This is a genomic window from Streptomyces sp. NPDC014676 (assembly GCF_043084105.1).
Taxonomy (GTDB): Bacteria; Actinomycetota; Actinomycetes; order Streptomycetales; family Streptomycetaceae; genus Streptomyces.
On sequence record NZ_JBIBZI010000009.1, the window covers coordinates 200,590 to 217,351 of the forward strand.

A 16,762-nucleotide genomic window follows, 5' to 3' on the forward strand; every position below is an offset into this window, starting at 1 on the left:
GGAACCGTCCGCCCGCGCCACCGGCGCGGGCGGACGGGGCTCGTGGGGTCCGGGTCACCCGGGCGGGGCGCCGGTGTGCGGGACTTCGGGCAGCAGGCCGAGCAGGCCGTCGCACCGGGCGGGCCACTCCCGTTCGCCTCGCGGGACGGCCGGCCGGTCGGCCAGGGCGACCAGCCGGTCGAGGACCGGGGCGTCGGAGGCGTCGAGGTGGCCGGGGACGGCCGGGGGCACGGCGCCGGCCAGCTCGCGCAGCAGCACCACGCGGGCACCGGCCCGTTCGCGCACGCCCAGCACCCGGAACCGGGTGCCCGGACCGAACACCACTTCCTCCTGGCCGAACGGGCTGTCGCTGTCGCCCAGGGACCCGATCCTGCGTCCGGTCGCCGACCAGATCAGGTAGTGATCGTCGGGCAGCGACGGGTACCCGTCGTCCAGGCCGCTCGCACTGACCGGGACCGCGGCGCCCAGTTCCTCACCGGGCAGCAGCAGTCGCGTCGCCTCGTCGAAGACGCCCGCGGTCCTGGCGGCCGGCCCGCGGAAAGACGGCAGCCTGCGCAGCGCGGAGGCCAGACAGCCGAGGTAAGCCAGTGCGCCGGGGTCCCGGCGGTCGAGACCGGCCGACAGGCCCCGCTCGTCCAGCCTGCCCTCCCCGGCGCTGAGGTAGGCGTACAGAGCGGTGAGGTCGGCGGTGAGTTCGTCGTCCTCCCGGCCGGCCGAGCGGAGGCCGGGCAGCCGGGTCAGGGCGCGCTGGACGGCACCGGCGTGCCGCTCCCAGTCCGCGCCCAGGTGGGAGCGGAGCGCCTGCCGCTCCGAGGGGCTGCTGCGATGGGAGGGGGCGACGGGCACGTAAAAGAGTTCGCGCAGAACGGCCCCGGCGGGCTCCGGCGGGACGGTCCGCGCGGCACTCTGCCCGTCTTCCTCGGGCGTGCCCTGTACGAGGCCCTGGTGGACGCCTACCTCGCCGTCCTCGCCGATCTCGCCGTCGTCGGACGTGCCCGCCTCGGGCTCCGCCGACGTGCCGCCGCGGTGCTCCTCGTAGGTGAAGTCTCCGCCCTCTCGGCCTTCTTCGTGCCGTCCGCCGTCCGCGTGCTCAACGCCCTCTTCATGCCCTGCCTGCCCGGTGCCCCGGCTCTCGGTCCACGCGCTCCACGAAGCGGTGGCGCCCGGGCCGCTGAGGCCGGCGTCCGAGGAGGTGAACAGCGGGGTGAACGGCTCGGGTTCGGCGACGGGCTCCGTCGTCGCGGGCCGTGCGGCGACGGGCGGCGGCCAGTCCGGTACGTAGGATTCGTCGGCGTCGGCGTCGGCCTGGTCCTGGTCCGGTTCCTGACCCGGTTCCTGGGCCGGCGGTACGGCGGTGGGGGGCCGGGGAGGTGCTGGTGGTGCCGTGAGCTCGGGCGGAACGGGTGCCACGGGGGCGGGGGTGACGGCCGGAAGCGGCACAGCTGCCTGTGCCGCGACGGCCTCGGCCGTCCCGGGCGCCGGGTGCGCCCCCGCGCTCGCTCCCGCCCCGGCAGCCGGGGCGGGAGAGCGGGGGAGTTCGGCCGCGGCGGTTGTGTACGGGAGGTGACCGGTGTCCGGACCACGGCCGGGGTCCGCGGCGGGTACGGGAACGGTGCCCAGGGAGTGGTCGGTCGGGGCGGTTCCGCCCGTGGTGGTGACGTACTGCACCGGTGGGGCGGCCGGCACCTGCGTCGACGGCGCCCGCGCGGCCGGCGGCTCGGTCCGCGGGGCGGCGACGCCGGGCAGGGGGGTCGCCAGGACATGGGCGCTCTCCTCCTGCGCCGCACCGGATCGCCAGCCCTTGGGCGCGAGCACCATGCCGTGCCGCACCGCGAGCCGGCGCAGCGCACGCATCCCGTCCGCGCTGGTGTGGCCGTGCACCTGGATCATGGCACGCTCGCGCGCCTCGCCCTCCAGGGCGGCGAACAGAAGGTCCAGGGCGGGCCACAGGGTGTCGTCCAGGGCCCGGCCCGGCACCCCGAGGTCGATCGCCATCACGTCGCTGTCGGCCGGGCGGGCGGTGAGCGGTGGCCGGTCGCCGTGCCGGCCCACCCACAACCCGGCCCGGGTCAGTGAGGTCCGCCACCGGTCGTCCAGCAGGAAAACGCCCGGCTCCGGGCCCTCCTCCAGCCCTGTGGCCGGCGCCCGCCAGGAGCCGACGCGCGGCTCCGGAGTGCCGTCGCTCTCCGTCGGCGCGCACAGGACGCTCTCCACGTACGGTTCCCAGGCCGGGTCGCCGTCGGGGCCGATGAGCACGGTCCGTGCGGCCGCGTGCACGGAGTCGTCCTCCAGCAGCACCGGGAGCCCGCTGGCGACCTCCACCTCCAGCCCCAGGGCGTCCGCGGTCTCCTGACCCACCGCCAGCAGGTCCCGCCCGTCGGCCGGCAACAGCCGTACGGCACCGCGGATGCGGCCCGGCAGCGCGGCCAGGACGCCGGCCAGGGCGTCGGCGCTCACCGGGGGCGCGTCGGCGACGCCCACCAGCAGTTGCGGCCGCCTCAGGTCGACCGGAACCGCGTACTCGATCCCGTCCGTACCCCCGGCCGGGACGCCGGCGGGCCGCACGAGCAGTCCGGCGGGCACCGGCGTGACCAGGTGGCCGTCGGCGACCTCGGCGTCCACCCGGGCGAGCTGCGCCTCCCAGTCGGGGACGGGGAACCGGGCCCCCAGCCGCCGCGGCACCAGTCCCGGGGAGAACTGCCACCAGCCCCCCGGAGTGGTGGCGCCGTCGGGGGAGAAGAGGGTGCCACCCGGTACGACGACGGCGCGGCCGCTCGGGGCGACCACCTCCAGCCCCCAGTCCTCGCACAGCCGGCGGGCGGGTGAGGGCGCCGCCGCGCGGTCCACGGCACCCTGCGACATCACCAGCACCAGCAGCCGTACGTCCCGCAGGCTCAGCTCCCCCACCACGGGGGCGAGCCGCCGTGCGAACTCGTCGAGTTCGTCGTCGGCCGGCACGGTCCCCACCAGCAGGGTCGCCCGTCCCTCGGAGTCGTCCCGCAGAGCGGTGGCGACATCGGCGAGATGCTCGGGAAACCGTGCCTCGCGGTGGACGACGTAGGCGCCCTCTACCGGGGTCACGGTGAACGGGGAAGGGGTGGCTGTTCCGTGGTCGGCGGGCTGCTGGGGCCGGCGGGTGTTCCTGTTGGCCCTGCGGTTCATCGGAGGGTCCGGGGCGAGCGGTCGGTGACGGGCGTGACGCGCGGCCGCGTGCTTCGTGGCCCCGTCCGGGGGACGGGGTCCGGTGAAACGATCATGGTCGGCTCCACTCGCCTTCATCTGGGGTACGCCCGGTACGCGGGTCATGCGTCGTCCTGCGACGCAACGCTCACCCCGAACTCCCGGCTCCGCTGGAGCGGGAAGGGGCACATGACGCCGCGTCCTGGTCCGAACCGATCCACGAGACGCGTCCCGCGTTCTCCGTGCCGGAGGTCCGAAGAACGTGCCGACACGGGGCACGCGGACGGCGCTCTCGTGACATGTGTACATGGAGAAACGTAACAGGCGTTCGAACCGAAGTGCGCGGCCCGACAGCGGATTTGCCGAACCGAAACCCGAAGTATGTCTTCTCGCTCAGGTGTGTCGGTGTGCCATGTGTCGGTGTGTCACGCGCATCACACGCGCATAGCGGCAGGGCACATACCCAGTCCAACACATGTGGGGAGGACACCTGAGGACGGTGCCTGGTGAGGAGGGGGCGGTGAACGGATACGATGTGCGCACCCGCGGCGGCATCCGTGCCGACGGCCGGTGCCCGCGCGGAGCCGGCCGGGCCTCCCGCCGCCCGGGACTTCCACTCCGGAACGACGGCGACAGGCGACGGAGGAACAGTGCCCCCCACCCCTCTCCGGCCCCCACGGGCGGGCCGCGGCCGGGGCGTACACGCCCTCGCTCTGACGGTGCTGCTGTGCGCCGCCGCCGGACCGGCCGCCGCGGCCGGTCCGGAGCCGTCCCCGTCGCCGAGCCGGCTTCGGCTGCCGGTCGTCGCGGACCGGATCGACTCCTCGTCCGAGGGGTGTGCGAAGGCGTCCGCCACCGTGATGCGACAGGTGCCGTGGGCGCAGCGCCTGCTCGGGCTCGGCAGGGCCGGTCTGTTCAGCGACGGCACAGGGGTCACGGTCGGGGTCGTCGACACGGGTGTCTCGGCCAAGGCGGGCGCGCTGTCCGGACGGCTCACGGGCCGTTCCGGCGCGGACTCGGACTGCGTGGGGCACGGCACCTTCGTCGCCGGGATCATCGGTGCCGCTCCCCGTACGGGCGTCGGTCTGGCCGGTGTGGCACCGGGCGCGCGGATCTTCTCGGCCCGGGGCACCGATGCCACCGGGACGCCGTCCGCCTCGCTGGTGGCCCTCGGGATCCGCGCGGCGGTGGACGCGGGGTGCGAGGTGGTGGCGGTCTCCGCCGCGCTGCCCGAGGACACCGCCGGGCTCGCCGCCGCCGTACGCCACGCCACGGCACGCGACGTGCTGCTGGTCGCCCCCGCCGTCCCCGACGACGCGGACACCGCGCGGGACGAGCAGGCGTCCACCGCGTCGTTCTGGCCGGCCGCCGCGCCGGACGTGCTGTCAGTGGTGGACTTCGGGGTGGACGGGACACGCCCCGACGGCTCGCTCGAGCCGGCCGCGGTGGATCTGGCGGCGCCCGGCGACCAGGTGACCGGCATCGGGGTCGCGGGCAGCGGTCACTTCGTGGGCAGCGGTTCCTCCTTCGCCGCCGCGTACGTGGCCGGCGCCGCCGCCCTGGTCCGGGCCTACCACCCGGAACTGACCGCCCGGCAGACCGCCGCACGCATGGCGAGCACCGGATACCCGGCCGACGTGCCGCGCCTCGACGTGAACGGAGCACTCACCGGTGTGCTGCCCGCTCATGCCGCCGCACAGCCCGCGCCCGCCCAGGGCATCCGGGTGCTCGACGTCCCGGACGACGACGGCGCGGTGCTCAGGGCCGGCGTACTGGCCGGCGCCTGCGGTGCGTTGGGCATGGGGCTGTGGGCGACGTCGGCGCTGCGGCGCCGGGCGGGTGCCCGGCGCGGCCCGGCGGACAGGTCCCATCGAACCGCGGGGCACAGGGGTTGAGACCACGTGCGGGTCGCGGGGCACAGGGCTGAGACCCTGTGCGGGCCGCGGCACCCCGTGATACTCCGCGACACCCGCCGACCCGGCAGTGAAGGGTCGCGGCCCGGCGTGGCGGTGACGGACCACGTGTCACACGCACCTGCCGGGCACGCGTGAGACCACCGGCGGTCCTGGCGGTCCCCGACGTCCCGGCCGTCGCGGCGCCCCCTCGGGAGCGTCCTCCAGCCGGGACGGCGGGACGGGCACGGGTCAGGTCGTCGTCGGGGCGGGCTCGTCGTCGGTGTCCATCAGCGCCGTCTGGATCTTCGTCGTCGACCTGCGCGTCACGTACTGACCGCGTCCCGGCGGCAGCTGGCGGGGCTTGACGCCGAAGACAGCGCCCTCGGACGGCGGGCAGGACAACAGCAGCCCCGGGGTGTTGACCTCCAGCAGACGGCGCACCAGCGGGTCGTTGAGGCCCCGCATGGAGCCCGCGGCCGATCTGGCGACGATCATGTGCACACCCACCTCGTAACCCAGCGGCAGATGTTCCAGCAACACGTCGAACGGGGTCTGCATCGGCTGCGCGACCAGGTCGTAGTCGTCCACCAGGACGAACAGCCGCGGCCCCTTCCACCAGTCCGCCAGACGCATCCGGCTCGGGGAGATGTCGGGCCCCGGCACCCGCTCCCGCAGAGCCTTGCCCACACCGGCGAGCTGGTTGCGCAGCTGGTCCACCGAGACCGCGTGGCCGAGCCGGTACTCCTCCGGCACGGCCTCCACCAGCTGGCGCCGGTAGTCCACGACCAGGATCCGCGCCTCGGCCGGCGTGAACGCCTGCACGATGGACTTCGCCATCAGGCGCAGCAGGTTGGTCTTTCCGGTCTCGCTGTCCCCGAACAGCACCAGGTGCGGCGTCTCGGAGAAGTCCTGCCACGCGGTGCCCAGTTCGGTCTCCTCCACACCCAGCGGGAACCTGAACCGGCGGTCCGCCGCGACGGGGGGCAGCTCGTGGGCGGGCAGCCGGGTCGGCAGCATGCGCACCGCTGGGGCGCTCGGCCCCGGCCAGCTCTCGGCGACCGCGGAGACCATGTCGGTCACGCCGTCGGCGAGGTCGTCGGCGGCCTCCACCCCGTCGATCCGGGGCAGCGCCGTCAGATAGTGCAGCTTCGTCTCCACGGTCAGGCCGCGTCCCGGTGACCGGGGCACGGCGGCGGCACGCCGGATGTCGACCACGGAGTCCATGGCGTCCCCCATGCGCAGCTCCAGTTTGGTGCCGGCCTGGTCGCGCACAGCGGCGGGCAGTTCCACCCAGCGCGAGACGGTGGTGATCAGGTGGATGCCGTAGTTGAGGCCCCGCGTCGCGAGCTGACTCAGCGCCGGGACGTCGTCCTGGAAGTCCTGCCGAACCGTCGACCACCCGTCGATCACCAGGAACACGTCGCCGTGTGCCTCGTCGGGGAACTCACCGGCCGCCCTGCGGCGGCGCAGCGTGGCCATCGAGTCGATGCCGTGCTCCAGGAACATCCGCTCACGCCGGGCGAGCAGCGAGGCGACCTCGGCGAGGGTGCGGGCCACCCGTTCATTGTCCAGCCGGGCCGCGACCGAGCCGACATGCGGCAGCCCGGCCAGGGCCGTCAGGGTGCCGCCGCCGAAGTCGAGGCAGTAGAACTGCACCTCGCGCGGCGTGTGGGTGAGGGCCAGGGCGGCGATGAGGTTGCGCACCAGCGTGGACTTGCCGCTCTGCGGGCCGCCCGCGATGCCGACGTGACCACCCGCGGCGGACAGATCGACCGTGAGCAGGTCACGCCTCTGTTCGAAGGGCCGGTCGACGATGCCGACGGGGACCGTCAGACCACCGCGTCCCGCCCAGTCCGCCGTGGTCAGCCCGAGGACGGGGTCGGGGGAGAGCGGCGGCAGCAGCCGGTCCAGCGTGGGTGACTGGGACAGCGGAGGCAGCCACACCTGGTGGGCCGGCGGGCCCGACTCCTGCAGCCGTTCGATCGCGATGGACAGCAGCGAGGGGACCTCCTCCTCTTCCTCCTCGCCGCCGGCCGCCGCGGCGAGTTCCCCGGCGGTCGGCGGAGCGCTTCGCTCGGCCACCCGTTCCCCGCTCCAGGACACCACCTGGCTGGCGACCTGGGCCTGGGCCAGGGCTCCGGAACGCTGGCGGTAGGCCCCCGACACGTAGGCGCCGCGGAACCGGGTCAGCGGCTCGACGCCGCTCTTGAGGAAGCCCGCGCCGGGCTGGGAGGGCAGTTCGTAGGCGTCCGGCACGCCGAGCACGCCCCGGCTCTCCATCGCGGAGAAGGTGCGCAGCCCGATCCGGTACGACAGGTGGCTCTCCAGTTGGTGCATGCGGCCCTCGTCCAGGCGCTGCGAGGCCAGCAGCAGGTGCACGCCCAGCGAACGGCCCAGCCGGCCGATCATCACGAACAACTCCATGAACTCGCGGTGCGCCGAGAGCAGCTCGCTGAACTCGTCGACCACCACGAACAGGCTCGGCAGCGGTGCCAGCGGCGTACCCGCGGCGCGTGCCTTCTCGTAGTCCAGCGCGGACGTGTAGTTGCCCGCGGCGCGCAGCAGTTCCTGGCGCCGGATCAGCTCTCCGTGCAGGGCGTCCTGCATGCGGGAGACCATCGCGGCCTCCTCCGCCAGGTTGGTGATCACCGCCGAGGTGTGCGGCAGCTGGTCCAGCCCGAGGAAGGTGGCACCGCCCTTGAAGTCCACCAGCACGAAGTTGAGGGACTCGGAGGAGTGGCTGAGCGCCAGGGCCAGCACCAGGGTGCGCAGCAGTTCGCTCTTGCCGGAGCCGGTGGCGCCGATGAGCATGCCGTGCGGCCCCATGCCGCCCTCCGCCGACTCCTTGATGTCCAGCTCCACCGGGCGTCCGTCGGCGCCTACCGCCAGGGGGACGCGCAGCCGGCGCGCCGCCGAGGTTCCCCGCGCCTCCCAGTAGGCCGTCGGGTCGTACCGGTACAGGTCGGTGATGCCCAGCAGCGTGGTGAGCTGCACGTCGGTGGAGAGCGGCTGGGCCGTCTCGACGGCGGCCCCGGTGCGCATCGGGGCCAGCACCGCCGCCAGCGCCCGCGCGGCCGCTGGGCCGAGCCGGTCGGCCCGGCCCAGCGAGGTGAACGACTCCTTGCGGTTGCGGTCGGTACGGGCCAGCCGCACCTCGCCGGACTCGGCCTGGAGCCGCAGCGTCGTACGACCGGGCCGCCAGGGCAACTCACCCGAGAGGTCCAGCACCACGGCGTTGCGGAACCCGTGCCGGCCCAGCCGGTGGCCGGAGGGCACCTGCCCGCCGTCGACGACGATCACCGTGTACGGCTCGTCCGTGCCGGCGGTGGCGTCCGTCTCGAAGGCCGGCCGGTCGGCGAACTCCTCGCCCAGCAGGGCCTCCAGCTCGGCGGCGGAGGTGGCGAACAGCCGCACCGGGCCCGCCCCGTCGGTCTCGGAGGGGTGGTGGGTGTGCGGCAGCCACTTCGCCCAGTCCCACCCGGCCGCCTGCTCGGCGGACACACAGAAGGCGATCATCAGTTCCTGCGGGGAGTGCGCCACGGCCAACTGCGCGAGCACGGCCCGTGCGACGTCCGTGATCTCCTCGCGCTCACCCCGCAGCAGCACCCTCGACCACGCCGGCAGGAAGAGGGCGATGGGCTGGTCGGGGACGGTGGAGTAGGCGTTGACGAAGGCACGCAGGGCGTGCGCGGTCAGCGGATCCAGGTCCTCCACGGGTTTGGTCGCCCTGGTGGTCAGACGCAGGCCGAGGCGCTGCTCGCCGACGGCCACCCGGACCTCGCCGAAGTCCGGGTCGGCGGGGCGGCGTTCCCACAGCCGGGAGGTGCGGGCCTGGGACCACAGATTGGCGGGCCGGGGATGGCGCCAGGCGAGGGCATGCTGCTGTTCGGCCGCCGCCGCTCTGACCCTGCGCCGCATTCCGCCGAGGTAGCGCAGGTAGTCACGGCGGGCGTCCCGCAGCTTCTGTCTGCGCTCCGCGCCACCGCGCATCATCTGGCCGGCCAGCATGAGGACCATGGCCACTGCCATCACCCCGACCACCACGAAGGTCATCGGGTTCGACGCCTGGCCGGGCCGCACGTAGAGCAGCACCATGGCACCCGACATCATGGCCATCGGCAGATACGTCATCATCCCGGACCCGCTGTCGGGCACCTGCTCCGACAGCACCGGGGGTTCCTGGAGCAGCAGGTCGCCCTCGGGCATGTCGGGCCCCCGGCGCCGGGCGGGCCTGCGGAAGAACACCACGCTCACTGAAACGTCTCCTTGGGCTGCTGGCGGCCGCCTGCGGCGGGACTGCGGACTGCGGTCGGCCGGCTGTCGGCGCCTTGGCGGGTCTTGAGGTCGGAAGCTTCTGAGGCCGGACACCGGACCGACCGGGTGTGTCCGGTGTCCGCACACGTGTGAGTGACGGTCCACGAGAAGAGGCGGTGTGCCGGGGCGCGCGGACCGGCGATCCGGGGCTGCATGAGGCCCTGGCGCCGCGAGGCGGTACCTGTGAGACTATCGGGCACCACCGAGGTGTCCAACAGCGGTTCGCCGCACACGTGTCCGCGTCCGGACCAGGATGTGCGCCGAACCCGGCCGTCCCGGCCGCGACGGTGCGGCGCGACGGCCCTCCCCACGAGGCGTGGGCCCCCGGGAACCACCGTCACCAGCCGAGTGACCGGTCGGTGGCAGTGCCGGCCCGGAGGGCGGGGACCACGTCCGCCCCCTGCCGACCCATGGCGCGAGCCGCCCGAGAGGTGTGAGACACATATGAGCGAAGGCTCTGTCGCAGGTCTGTGTCGCGTGACGATACGGGCCCCCGAGAAGACCATCGACCTGGCCGTCCCGTCCGACATCCCGCTCGCCGACCTGCTGCCGGTCGTCGTCGGCCACGCGGGTGAACAACTGGAGGAAGCCGGACTCGAGCACGGCGGCTGGGTCCTCCAGCGCATCGGTGGCGAACCACTGGACCCCGAGGGCACGCCCGACTCCCTCGACCTGCGCGATGGGGAGGTGCTGCTGCTGCGTCCCGAGGCGGAGGCACTCCCGCCGGTGCGCTTCGACAGTCTGGTGGACGCCGTCTCCGGCACGGTGCGTGACCTGCCGCACGCCTGGAGCCCCGCGGTCAGCCGCTGGACCCTCCGCCTGATGACGACCGTGACGCTGCTGGGCTGCCTGGCGGTACTGGCCCTGCCCGGTGACACCGCGTCACGGGCCGCGCTGACGGCCGGCGCCGCCCTGCTGGCCATGGCCGGCGCCGGTGCGGCGGCCAGGCTGCTGGACGACCCGCCCGGCGGCGTGCTGCTCGGGCTGGTGTCCTGCGCCTTTCTGGGGCTGGCCGGGGTCCTGGCCGTCGGCGACCCGTGGTCCGCGCCGCACTCTCACGTCCGCACCGGAGCGCAGCTGCTGGCCGGTTCCATGGCCGCCGGCGCGGGCACGGCCCTGGCGCTGACGGTGGTGTCCGTCTTCGCCGTCGCCTTCGCCGCCGCGGCCGTGGTGTGCGTGGCCGGCGTCGTCGGCGGGGTGCTGATGGTCACCGTGGAGGTGCCCTTCTCGAGCGCGGCCGGAGGCGTCGCGGTGGCCGCGGTCGTCTTCGGCGCCTTCGTCCCCCGGCTCTCCTTCTCGCTGGCGGGACTGCGCCTGCCACCGCTGCCCACCACTCCCGATCAGCTCCAGGAGGGCATCGAACCGCACGCCGGGCAGGACGTCGCCGCCCGCGCCGCGGCCACCGACCACTGGATGAGCGCCCTGTACCTGGGCGTGGGCGCCGTGTGCGCGGGCTGCCTGGCCGGCCTGGCCCGGCACCCGGAGCCACCGGAGCTGGCCACCTGCGCCCTGCTGGCGCTGCTGCTCTTCCTGCACGGGCGCAGCCTGGGCACCGCCTGGCAGCGGCTGGCCCTGGCGGTCCCCGCCCTGCTGGGCCCGCTGCTGGCGGCCACGGGACTCGCCGCCCGCTGGGACGGGACCGGCCGGCTGGTGGTGGCGGCCGCTCTGCTGCTGTCCGCCGCCGCGCTGGCGGTCATCTCCTGGACGGCCCCCGGCCGCCGCCTGCTGCCCCACTGGGGGAGGGCCGGGGACCTGCTGCAGTCCGTGACGGCCTTCGCCCTGCTGCCCGTCGTGCTGTGGACCTTCGGCGTCTACCAGATACTGCGCTCGGCCAACGGCTGAACCGCTTAGGAGAGAGCACCTCATGCAGAACCGGCGGGACCAGGTCCAGGCCCATCGCTTCGTCGTCTCCCGGCTGACCACCGGACTGCTGCGGGAGGACCCCGACACCCCCGAGCCACCCACCCGCCGCACCTACAAGGCGGTCGCGGTCGGCGCCGCCTTCGCGGCCGTCCTGTGCGTGGGCGCCCTGGTGTTCGGGCTCATCAGCCCCGGGGGCGCCACCGGCTGGCGCGACGGCCACACCCTGGTGGTGGAGAAGGACACCGGCACGCGCTACCTGTTCGACGGCGAGCGGCTGCGGCCGGTGCGCAACTACGCTTCCGCGCGCCTGCTGGTCGGGGCGGACCTGAAGACCGACACGGTCTCCACCGCCTCGCTGCGCGGCACCCCGCACGGCGACCCCGTGGGGATCGCGGGCGCCCCCGACTACCTTCCGTCCGGCAAGGCCCTCGACGCCGGCCCCTGGCAGGTGTGCGCGGGTATCCGGTCCGACGACTCCGGCGGCAGCAGGACCACCACCACACTCCTGGTCGACTCCGACCTGGCCGGCGCCACCGTGGCGGACGGCGACGGTGCGCTGGTGCGCGACGAGGACGCGGGACTGTTCCTGCTCTGGCGCGGCAACCGCTTCCGCCTGCCGGGCGGCCAGGCCACCGCCACCGCCCTCGGCTACGGCGCCGTGGACCCCCTGCGGGTCTCCGCGGCCTTCCTGGACGCCCTGCCGGCCGGCCCGGACCTGGCGCCGCCGAAGGTCGTGGGACAGGGTGCGGCCGGCCCCGGTCTGGACGGTGCCGACACCCGAGTCGGCCAGGTCTTCACCGTGGTGACACCCGGCTCCGACCAGCAGTACTACCTGCTGTTGCGCTCGGGTCTGACCCCCGTCACCATCACGCAGGCGGCCTTGGTCCTCGGCGCGACCGCGACACGTGAGCGGGCCTACGGAGGGAAAGCCCCCCAGGCGATCCCCCTGTCCTCCAACGCCCTCGACGGCGCCTTGGCGCCGAAGAGTTCCTCCGGCGAGCCGGGACGGGTCGAGCAGGTCGGCGCGGCCCTGCCTCCCGCGCCACCCGGCACCCTGCGCACCGGCGGTGACCAGGATCTGTGCGTGCGCCTGGCGCCGCGCGACGACACGGGCACCGACGTCGGCCTGGTGACCGCGCTCTCCTCGGCCGTCGACGCCCGGTCCGCGCCGCCCGGCAGGGCCCTCGCCGCGGCCTGTCTGGCGGTGGACGCGGTGTCGGTGCCGCCGTCGGGCGGCAGCCTGGTCCGGGCGCTGGGCAGCTCGGGCTCCGACTTGGGTGATAGCACGTACCTGGTCACCGACACCGGACGGAAGTACCGGGTGCCGTCCGGGACGGCCGCCGAGGCGCTCGGCTACGACCTGACCCGGGCCCAGAAACTGCCCTCACCCCTGCTCGACATGCTGCCGACGGGCCCCGACCTGTCCCCCGGATCGGCGCAGTCCGGGCGCGAGGAGGTCACCGGTACCTCGCGATGCGATGACCGGTAGTGAAACATCCGGCACCGGCGGGCCGACGGTTTCTCGAACGCCGTACACCCAGTCACACGTCACCAGTTGAGGTCCACACACATGTGTGCAACGCATTGCCCGATGCATTGCACACATGTCCCGGCCAAGCTTGTGATTGAGGTGCAAACATGATTAGCATCTGGATACCTCGATCAACTGATGCCTGCTCAGCTCTTGGCGCCCGGCACGTTCCGGCAACGCACACGTATGTTGCAGGCACCCCGGTGGGCCCCACGACAGAACGTGGCGTGCTCCCACATGATTCGCCCCCCAGCGGAAGGCAACGGCACGATGAGCACTCCCAGCGGAACGCAGCAGCAGTCATCCAGTGCCACATATGACATGGCCATCAGGAGTCTGGAAACCGCCAGGTCGAACATGACCAAAATCCAGGGTCAGGTGGAGACGGCGAAGGCCACCCTGCAGACCAACTACCAGGGCCCGGACGGTCACGCGTACGCACGGGTCATGGAGACCTGGCTGAGCGAGGTGGACCGCATCAAGCGGACCTGCGAAGCCATGGAGAACCAGCTCGGTTTCAGCATGCAGGCGTCGAACAACGCGCAGGCCGGCGCGATGGAAGAGGTGGTCGCCGGCGGCAAGCTCACGGCGTTCGGCAATGACGTCCAGAACGACGCCTACAACGCCATGAGCGGCGTCTGACCCGCCCCCCCCGCACCCCGCCCCACCAACGAAGGAGACCCTCATGGGCGCCGCAGAAGACGGCATCTACATCGACCACGGCCAGGCCATGACCTTCGCCGAGGAGATGTTCCACCAGACCCAGGCGATCAGGACGGTGGTGACCACGCTGGAGGGAGAGATCGCCCCCATCGTCGGCCAGTGGCTCGGCCCCGACCGCGACGTGTACATCAACAAGGTCCAGCCCACCTGGGAGGCCGAGGTCACGGCCCTGTCGACCATTCTGCAGACGCACGCGCAGACGCTGGACAACGTCCGCGACATGTACCGCAAGACGGTCAACCACAATGCCCAGGGATTCGAGGAGATCAAGTTCTGACGGCCCGTCGCACACCGTCGCTCCGGCACCGTCACAAGGGGATGCAATGGCTGATCTGACCAAACTGGACGCTCCCGCCCTCCGTTCGTTCATCGACGAGGAAGTCCAGCCGTTCAAGGACGACATTGTCAGGCTGCGCGGCTCCAGCCCGGAGCAGGGCCAGTCCCTGTACGACATGTCCAACGCGTCGGCGGGTCCCTTCGCCATCGGACCGATGGGGAGCGACTCCGACACCGCGGGAAAGAACCTGGTCGCCCACACCACCCAGGCCGCGTCGGCGATCGACACGGTGCTCAACCGGCACTCGACCGCTTTCGATCAGCTGAAGGGCAACCTCCTGGAAGTGATCGACAGCATGCTCAAGACGCAGGGCGAGACCCTCCAGCAGGTGGAGGGGCAGAAGTTCCTCACGGCCATCCGCGAGTACGACGGAGCCATGACCGGGGAGCAGAGCGCCGGAGTGTCCTCCTCGCCCACGACGACGGCCTGACGTCGATCAACCTGGCGCCGCCGCGTCGCCCGCCTTCGGGGCGCCATCCCCCCCGTCCCCGGGGCGCCGCCGCGGCGGTGCCCCGGACGCGACTCGCGCCGCCGCCCACCCCCCGTCCGCTGGAGTCCTCGCATGGCTGTCGACAACTGGGAACACATCGTCAAGCTGCTCACGGGCTGGTCGCTGCCCGAGCGCTCCGAAGTGACCGGCGTCAAGGGTGACAGCGGCATTCCCTGGATCAACGTCGACGTCAAGAAGGTGGCCAAGACCCTGCAGCCCCGCACCGAACTGCGGGACACGGGGGCCTCGTTCCAGTTCTACGTCCTCAAGGGCAAGGACGTGGACATGTACCAGGCGAACATCAACTACGCGGACCTCTCCTTGGGCGACACCTACGCACAGCGCAGCCAGGAGGCCCTGTCGCGTCTGGTCAACCAGTTCCAGACGACCGGTGTCCAGTCCTCCTCCGGTGGTGAACCCACGGGCGCGGACGGCGTGGACCTGCACTCGTTCGCCAAGGCGGCCCGGTCCTTCGACGTGGCCGGCCAGTTCTTCTACCACCACGAGGCCGTCCTCAAGCACTGGCTCGATCACCTCGGCGACGAGAACGCCGCCTGGAAGGGCACCGCGGCGGGTGTCTTCTACAACCTGGTCAAGGACCTGCACGACAAGTACGACCACTTCCTGGCCCAGCTGCGTCCGCCCGGCTTCCAGCCGCAGTACCAGTCGGCCGCCACCCCGGGCTTCGCGTCGACCACGCTCCACGGTGACCAGATCATCGGCGCGGAGAACATGCTGCATCAGGCCCATACCAAGCTGTTGCAGCAGTTCAGCGACTTCTACTGGCGCCGCGGCCGGCCCATCACCGTCAACGAGGCGGACGGGCAGTCGATCTCCCGCGTCCCGCCCGCGGATCCGAAGAGCATCCTGAACGAACTGATGTGGGATGTGGACTGGTTCATCAGGCAGTACAACACCTCGCGCATCCAGGCGATCAAGCGGACGGTGCAGCGGGTCGACGACCCGGACGTCATCACCTGGCGGGCGATGGCGGGGTTCTCCACGCAGCCGCACTGGGGCGATCTGAGGGACACCAGCACCTGGTCGGGCATCGCGCAGGAGGCGGTCGACCGGTGGACGAACAACCTCAGGGCCAACCTCGACGAGCCGGCGCTCCCCATCGTCACCGAGCTGAGCCAGGGCTGGAGCCGCGTCCTCGACCCGACGTGGAACACCCGTTTCGCCTTCGAGGACATCCCCTCGATCAGCCTCGCCGAAACGCTTCAGCAGGACATCGCGGAGCAACAGCAGCAGGAGGCCCTGCACCAGCAGGAGGAGGCGCTCCAGCAGCAGCAGGAGGCGCAGAAGGAGTTCGCCCAGCAGTCCACCGATTTCCAGCAGGGCGTGAACTCCCTGGGAAACAACATCCAGGACCTGGGCAACGGGCTCGACGGCTTCGGCGACAGTGTCGACGGTCTCGGCCAGAACATCGGCCAGGGCATCACGGACGTTGCCGCACCCGACCCGTCCACTCTCGTGAGCAGCGCCCCGGAATCGCTCGCGGTGACCGACCCGGCCGCGGCCGGCGGTGTGCCCATGGTCGCCGGCCCGGACGGAAGCGGCTTGACCACGGTCAGTACGCCGTCCGCACTCACCGAGAACGGCATCGGCACGACCGGCGTCGGCACGACCGGCATCGGCGCGGACGGGGTCACAGGGGGGCTGCCCGGCGGTCTCTCCGGCCTCACCAGCGGCGACTCGCTGACCTCGGCCGTCCCCACCCCCAGCACCCTGGACGCGAGCACGGTCCAGACGCCCACCACCCTGGCCGGCACCCCTCTTGCCGGTGACACCACCTTCGACGCGACCACCCTGCCCACCGGCACCGCCCTGAGCGCCTCGAACCCGTTCGCGACCGACACCGCAACGGTGACCGGAGCGGACGCGACCACCACGGCCACGGGTCTGGGCGCGGTGCCGCTGCTGCCCTACACGTCCGCCTCCGCCCAGGGGCTCACCACCGGCGGACCCGGCAAGACGAACTCCGACGGGAGCACGGTCGTGCCGGGTGCGGATGGTGGTCTGACGGCGCAGTTCCCGGACGGGAGTTCGGTGGTGGTGGGTCCGGACGGGACGGTGACGACGACGTCGCCGGACGGGCAGACGACGACGGGTGTGCTGGGTCCGGGGGAGGTGGTGACGAATCCGGACGGTTCGACGATCGGGTTGGACGGGGTCGGTGGTGTGACGTCGCATCTGCCGGACGGTTCGTCGTTCACGTCGAATCCGGACGGGAGTGTGACGACGACGCAGCCGGACGGTTCGTCGGTGACGCAGTTCCCCAACGGTGTGACGGAGGTGGTGGGTCCGGACGGGCAGGTGCAGCTGACCGGCTCCGACGGGAGCACGGTCGTGCCGGGTGCGGATGGTGGTCTGACGGCGCAGTTCCCGGACGGGAGTTCGGTGGTGGTGGGTCCGGACGGGACGGT

General features: G+C 72.8%; 9 protein-coding genes. 7 read left to right on the forward strand and 2 right to left on the reverse strand.

All coding sequences use genetic code 11. From position 1 onward, the window contains the following. Nucleotides 1-54: 54 nt before the first annotated feature. Complete coding sequence (locus tag ACF1DX_RS25250; RefSeq protein WP_391793402.1) at nt 55-3,162, reverse strand: hypothetical protein; 3,108 nt, start codon at nt 3,160-3,162, stop codon at nt 55-57. 668 nt (nt 3,163-3,830) lie between these two features. Between ACF1DX_RS25250 and ACF1DX_RS25255 the strand changes: the two genes are divergently transcribed. Then, the gene (locus ACF1DX_RS25255; RefSeq protein WP_391793403.1) at nt 3,831-5,075 is read left to right on the forward strand and encodes a S8 family serine peptidase; all 1,245 of its coding nucleotides are present in this window, start codon (nt 3,831-3,833) and stop codon (nt 5,073-5,075) included. A gap of 249 nt (nt 5,076-5,324) precedes the next feature. Here ACF1DX_RS25255 and eccCa read toward each other — a convergent pair whose 3' ends face one another. Next, nucleotides 5,325-9,323, reverse strand: coding sequence for a type VII secretion protein EccCa (eccCa, locus tag ACF1DX_RS25260; RefSeq protein WP_391793525.1), 3,999 nt, complete (start codon nt 9,321-9,323; stop codon nt 5,325-5,327). Between the two features lie 543 nt (nt 9,324-9,866). On the opposite strand from eccCa, the gene eccD reads away from it, so the two are divergent. The 6 genes from eccD to ACF1DX_RS25290 all read left to right on the forward strand — a co-directional run. Beyond that, nucleotides 9,867-11,231 carry a type VII secretion integral membrane protein EccD gene (gene eccD, locus ACF1DX_RS25265; RefSeq protein ID WP_391793404.1) on the forward strand — a complete coding sequence of 455 codons (1,365 nt, stop codon included), beginning with the start codon at nt 9,867-9,869 and terminating at the stop codon, nt 11,229-11,231. A 22-nt stretch (nt 11,232-11,253) separates the two neighbouring features. After that, complete coding sequence (gene eccB, locus ACF1DX_RS25270) at nt 11,254-12,741, forward strand: type VII secretion protein EccB (protein WP_391793405.1); 1,488 nt, start codon at nt 11,254-11,256, stop codon at nt 12,739-12,741. 399 nt (nt 12,742-13,140) lie between these two features. Beyond that, nucleotides 13,141-13,425, forward strand: a complete 285-nt coding sequence (locus tag ACF1DX_RS25275) for a hypothetical protein (RefSeq protein WP_391793406.1) — start codon at nt 13,141-13,143, stop codon at nt 13,423-13,425. 43 nt (nt 13,426-13,468) lie between these two features. Then, nucleotides 13,469-13,783 carry a WXG100 family type VII secretion target gene (locus ACF1DX_RS25280; protein ID WP_391793407.1) on the forward strand — a complete coding sequence of 105 codons (315 nt, stop codon included), beginning with the start codon at nt 13,469-13,471 and terminating at the stop codon, nt 13,781-13,783. A gap of 46 nt (nt 13,784-13,829) precedes the next feature. After that, nucleotides 13,830-14,273, forward strand: coding sequence for a type VII secretion system-associated protein (locus ACF1DX_RS25285; protein ID WP_391793408.1), 444 nt, complete (start codon nt 13,830-13,832; stop codon nt 14,271-14,273). A gap of 132 nt (nt 14,274-14,405) precedes the next feature. Then, on the forward strand, nt 14,406-16,762 hold a 2,357-nt coding region (locus ACF1DX_RS25290), incomplete at its 3' end, for an AAWKG family protein (RefSeq protein ID WP_391793409.1).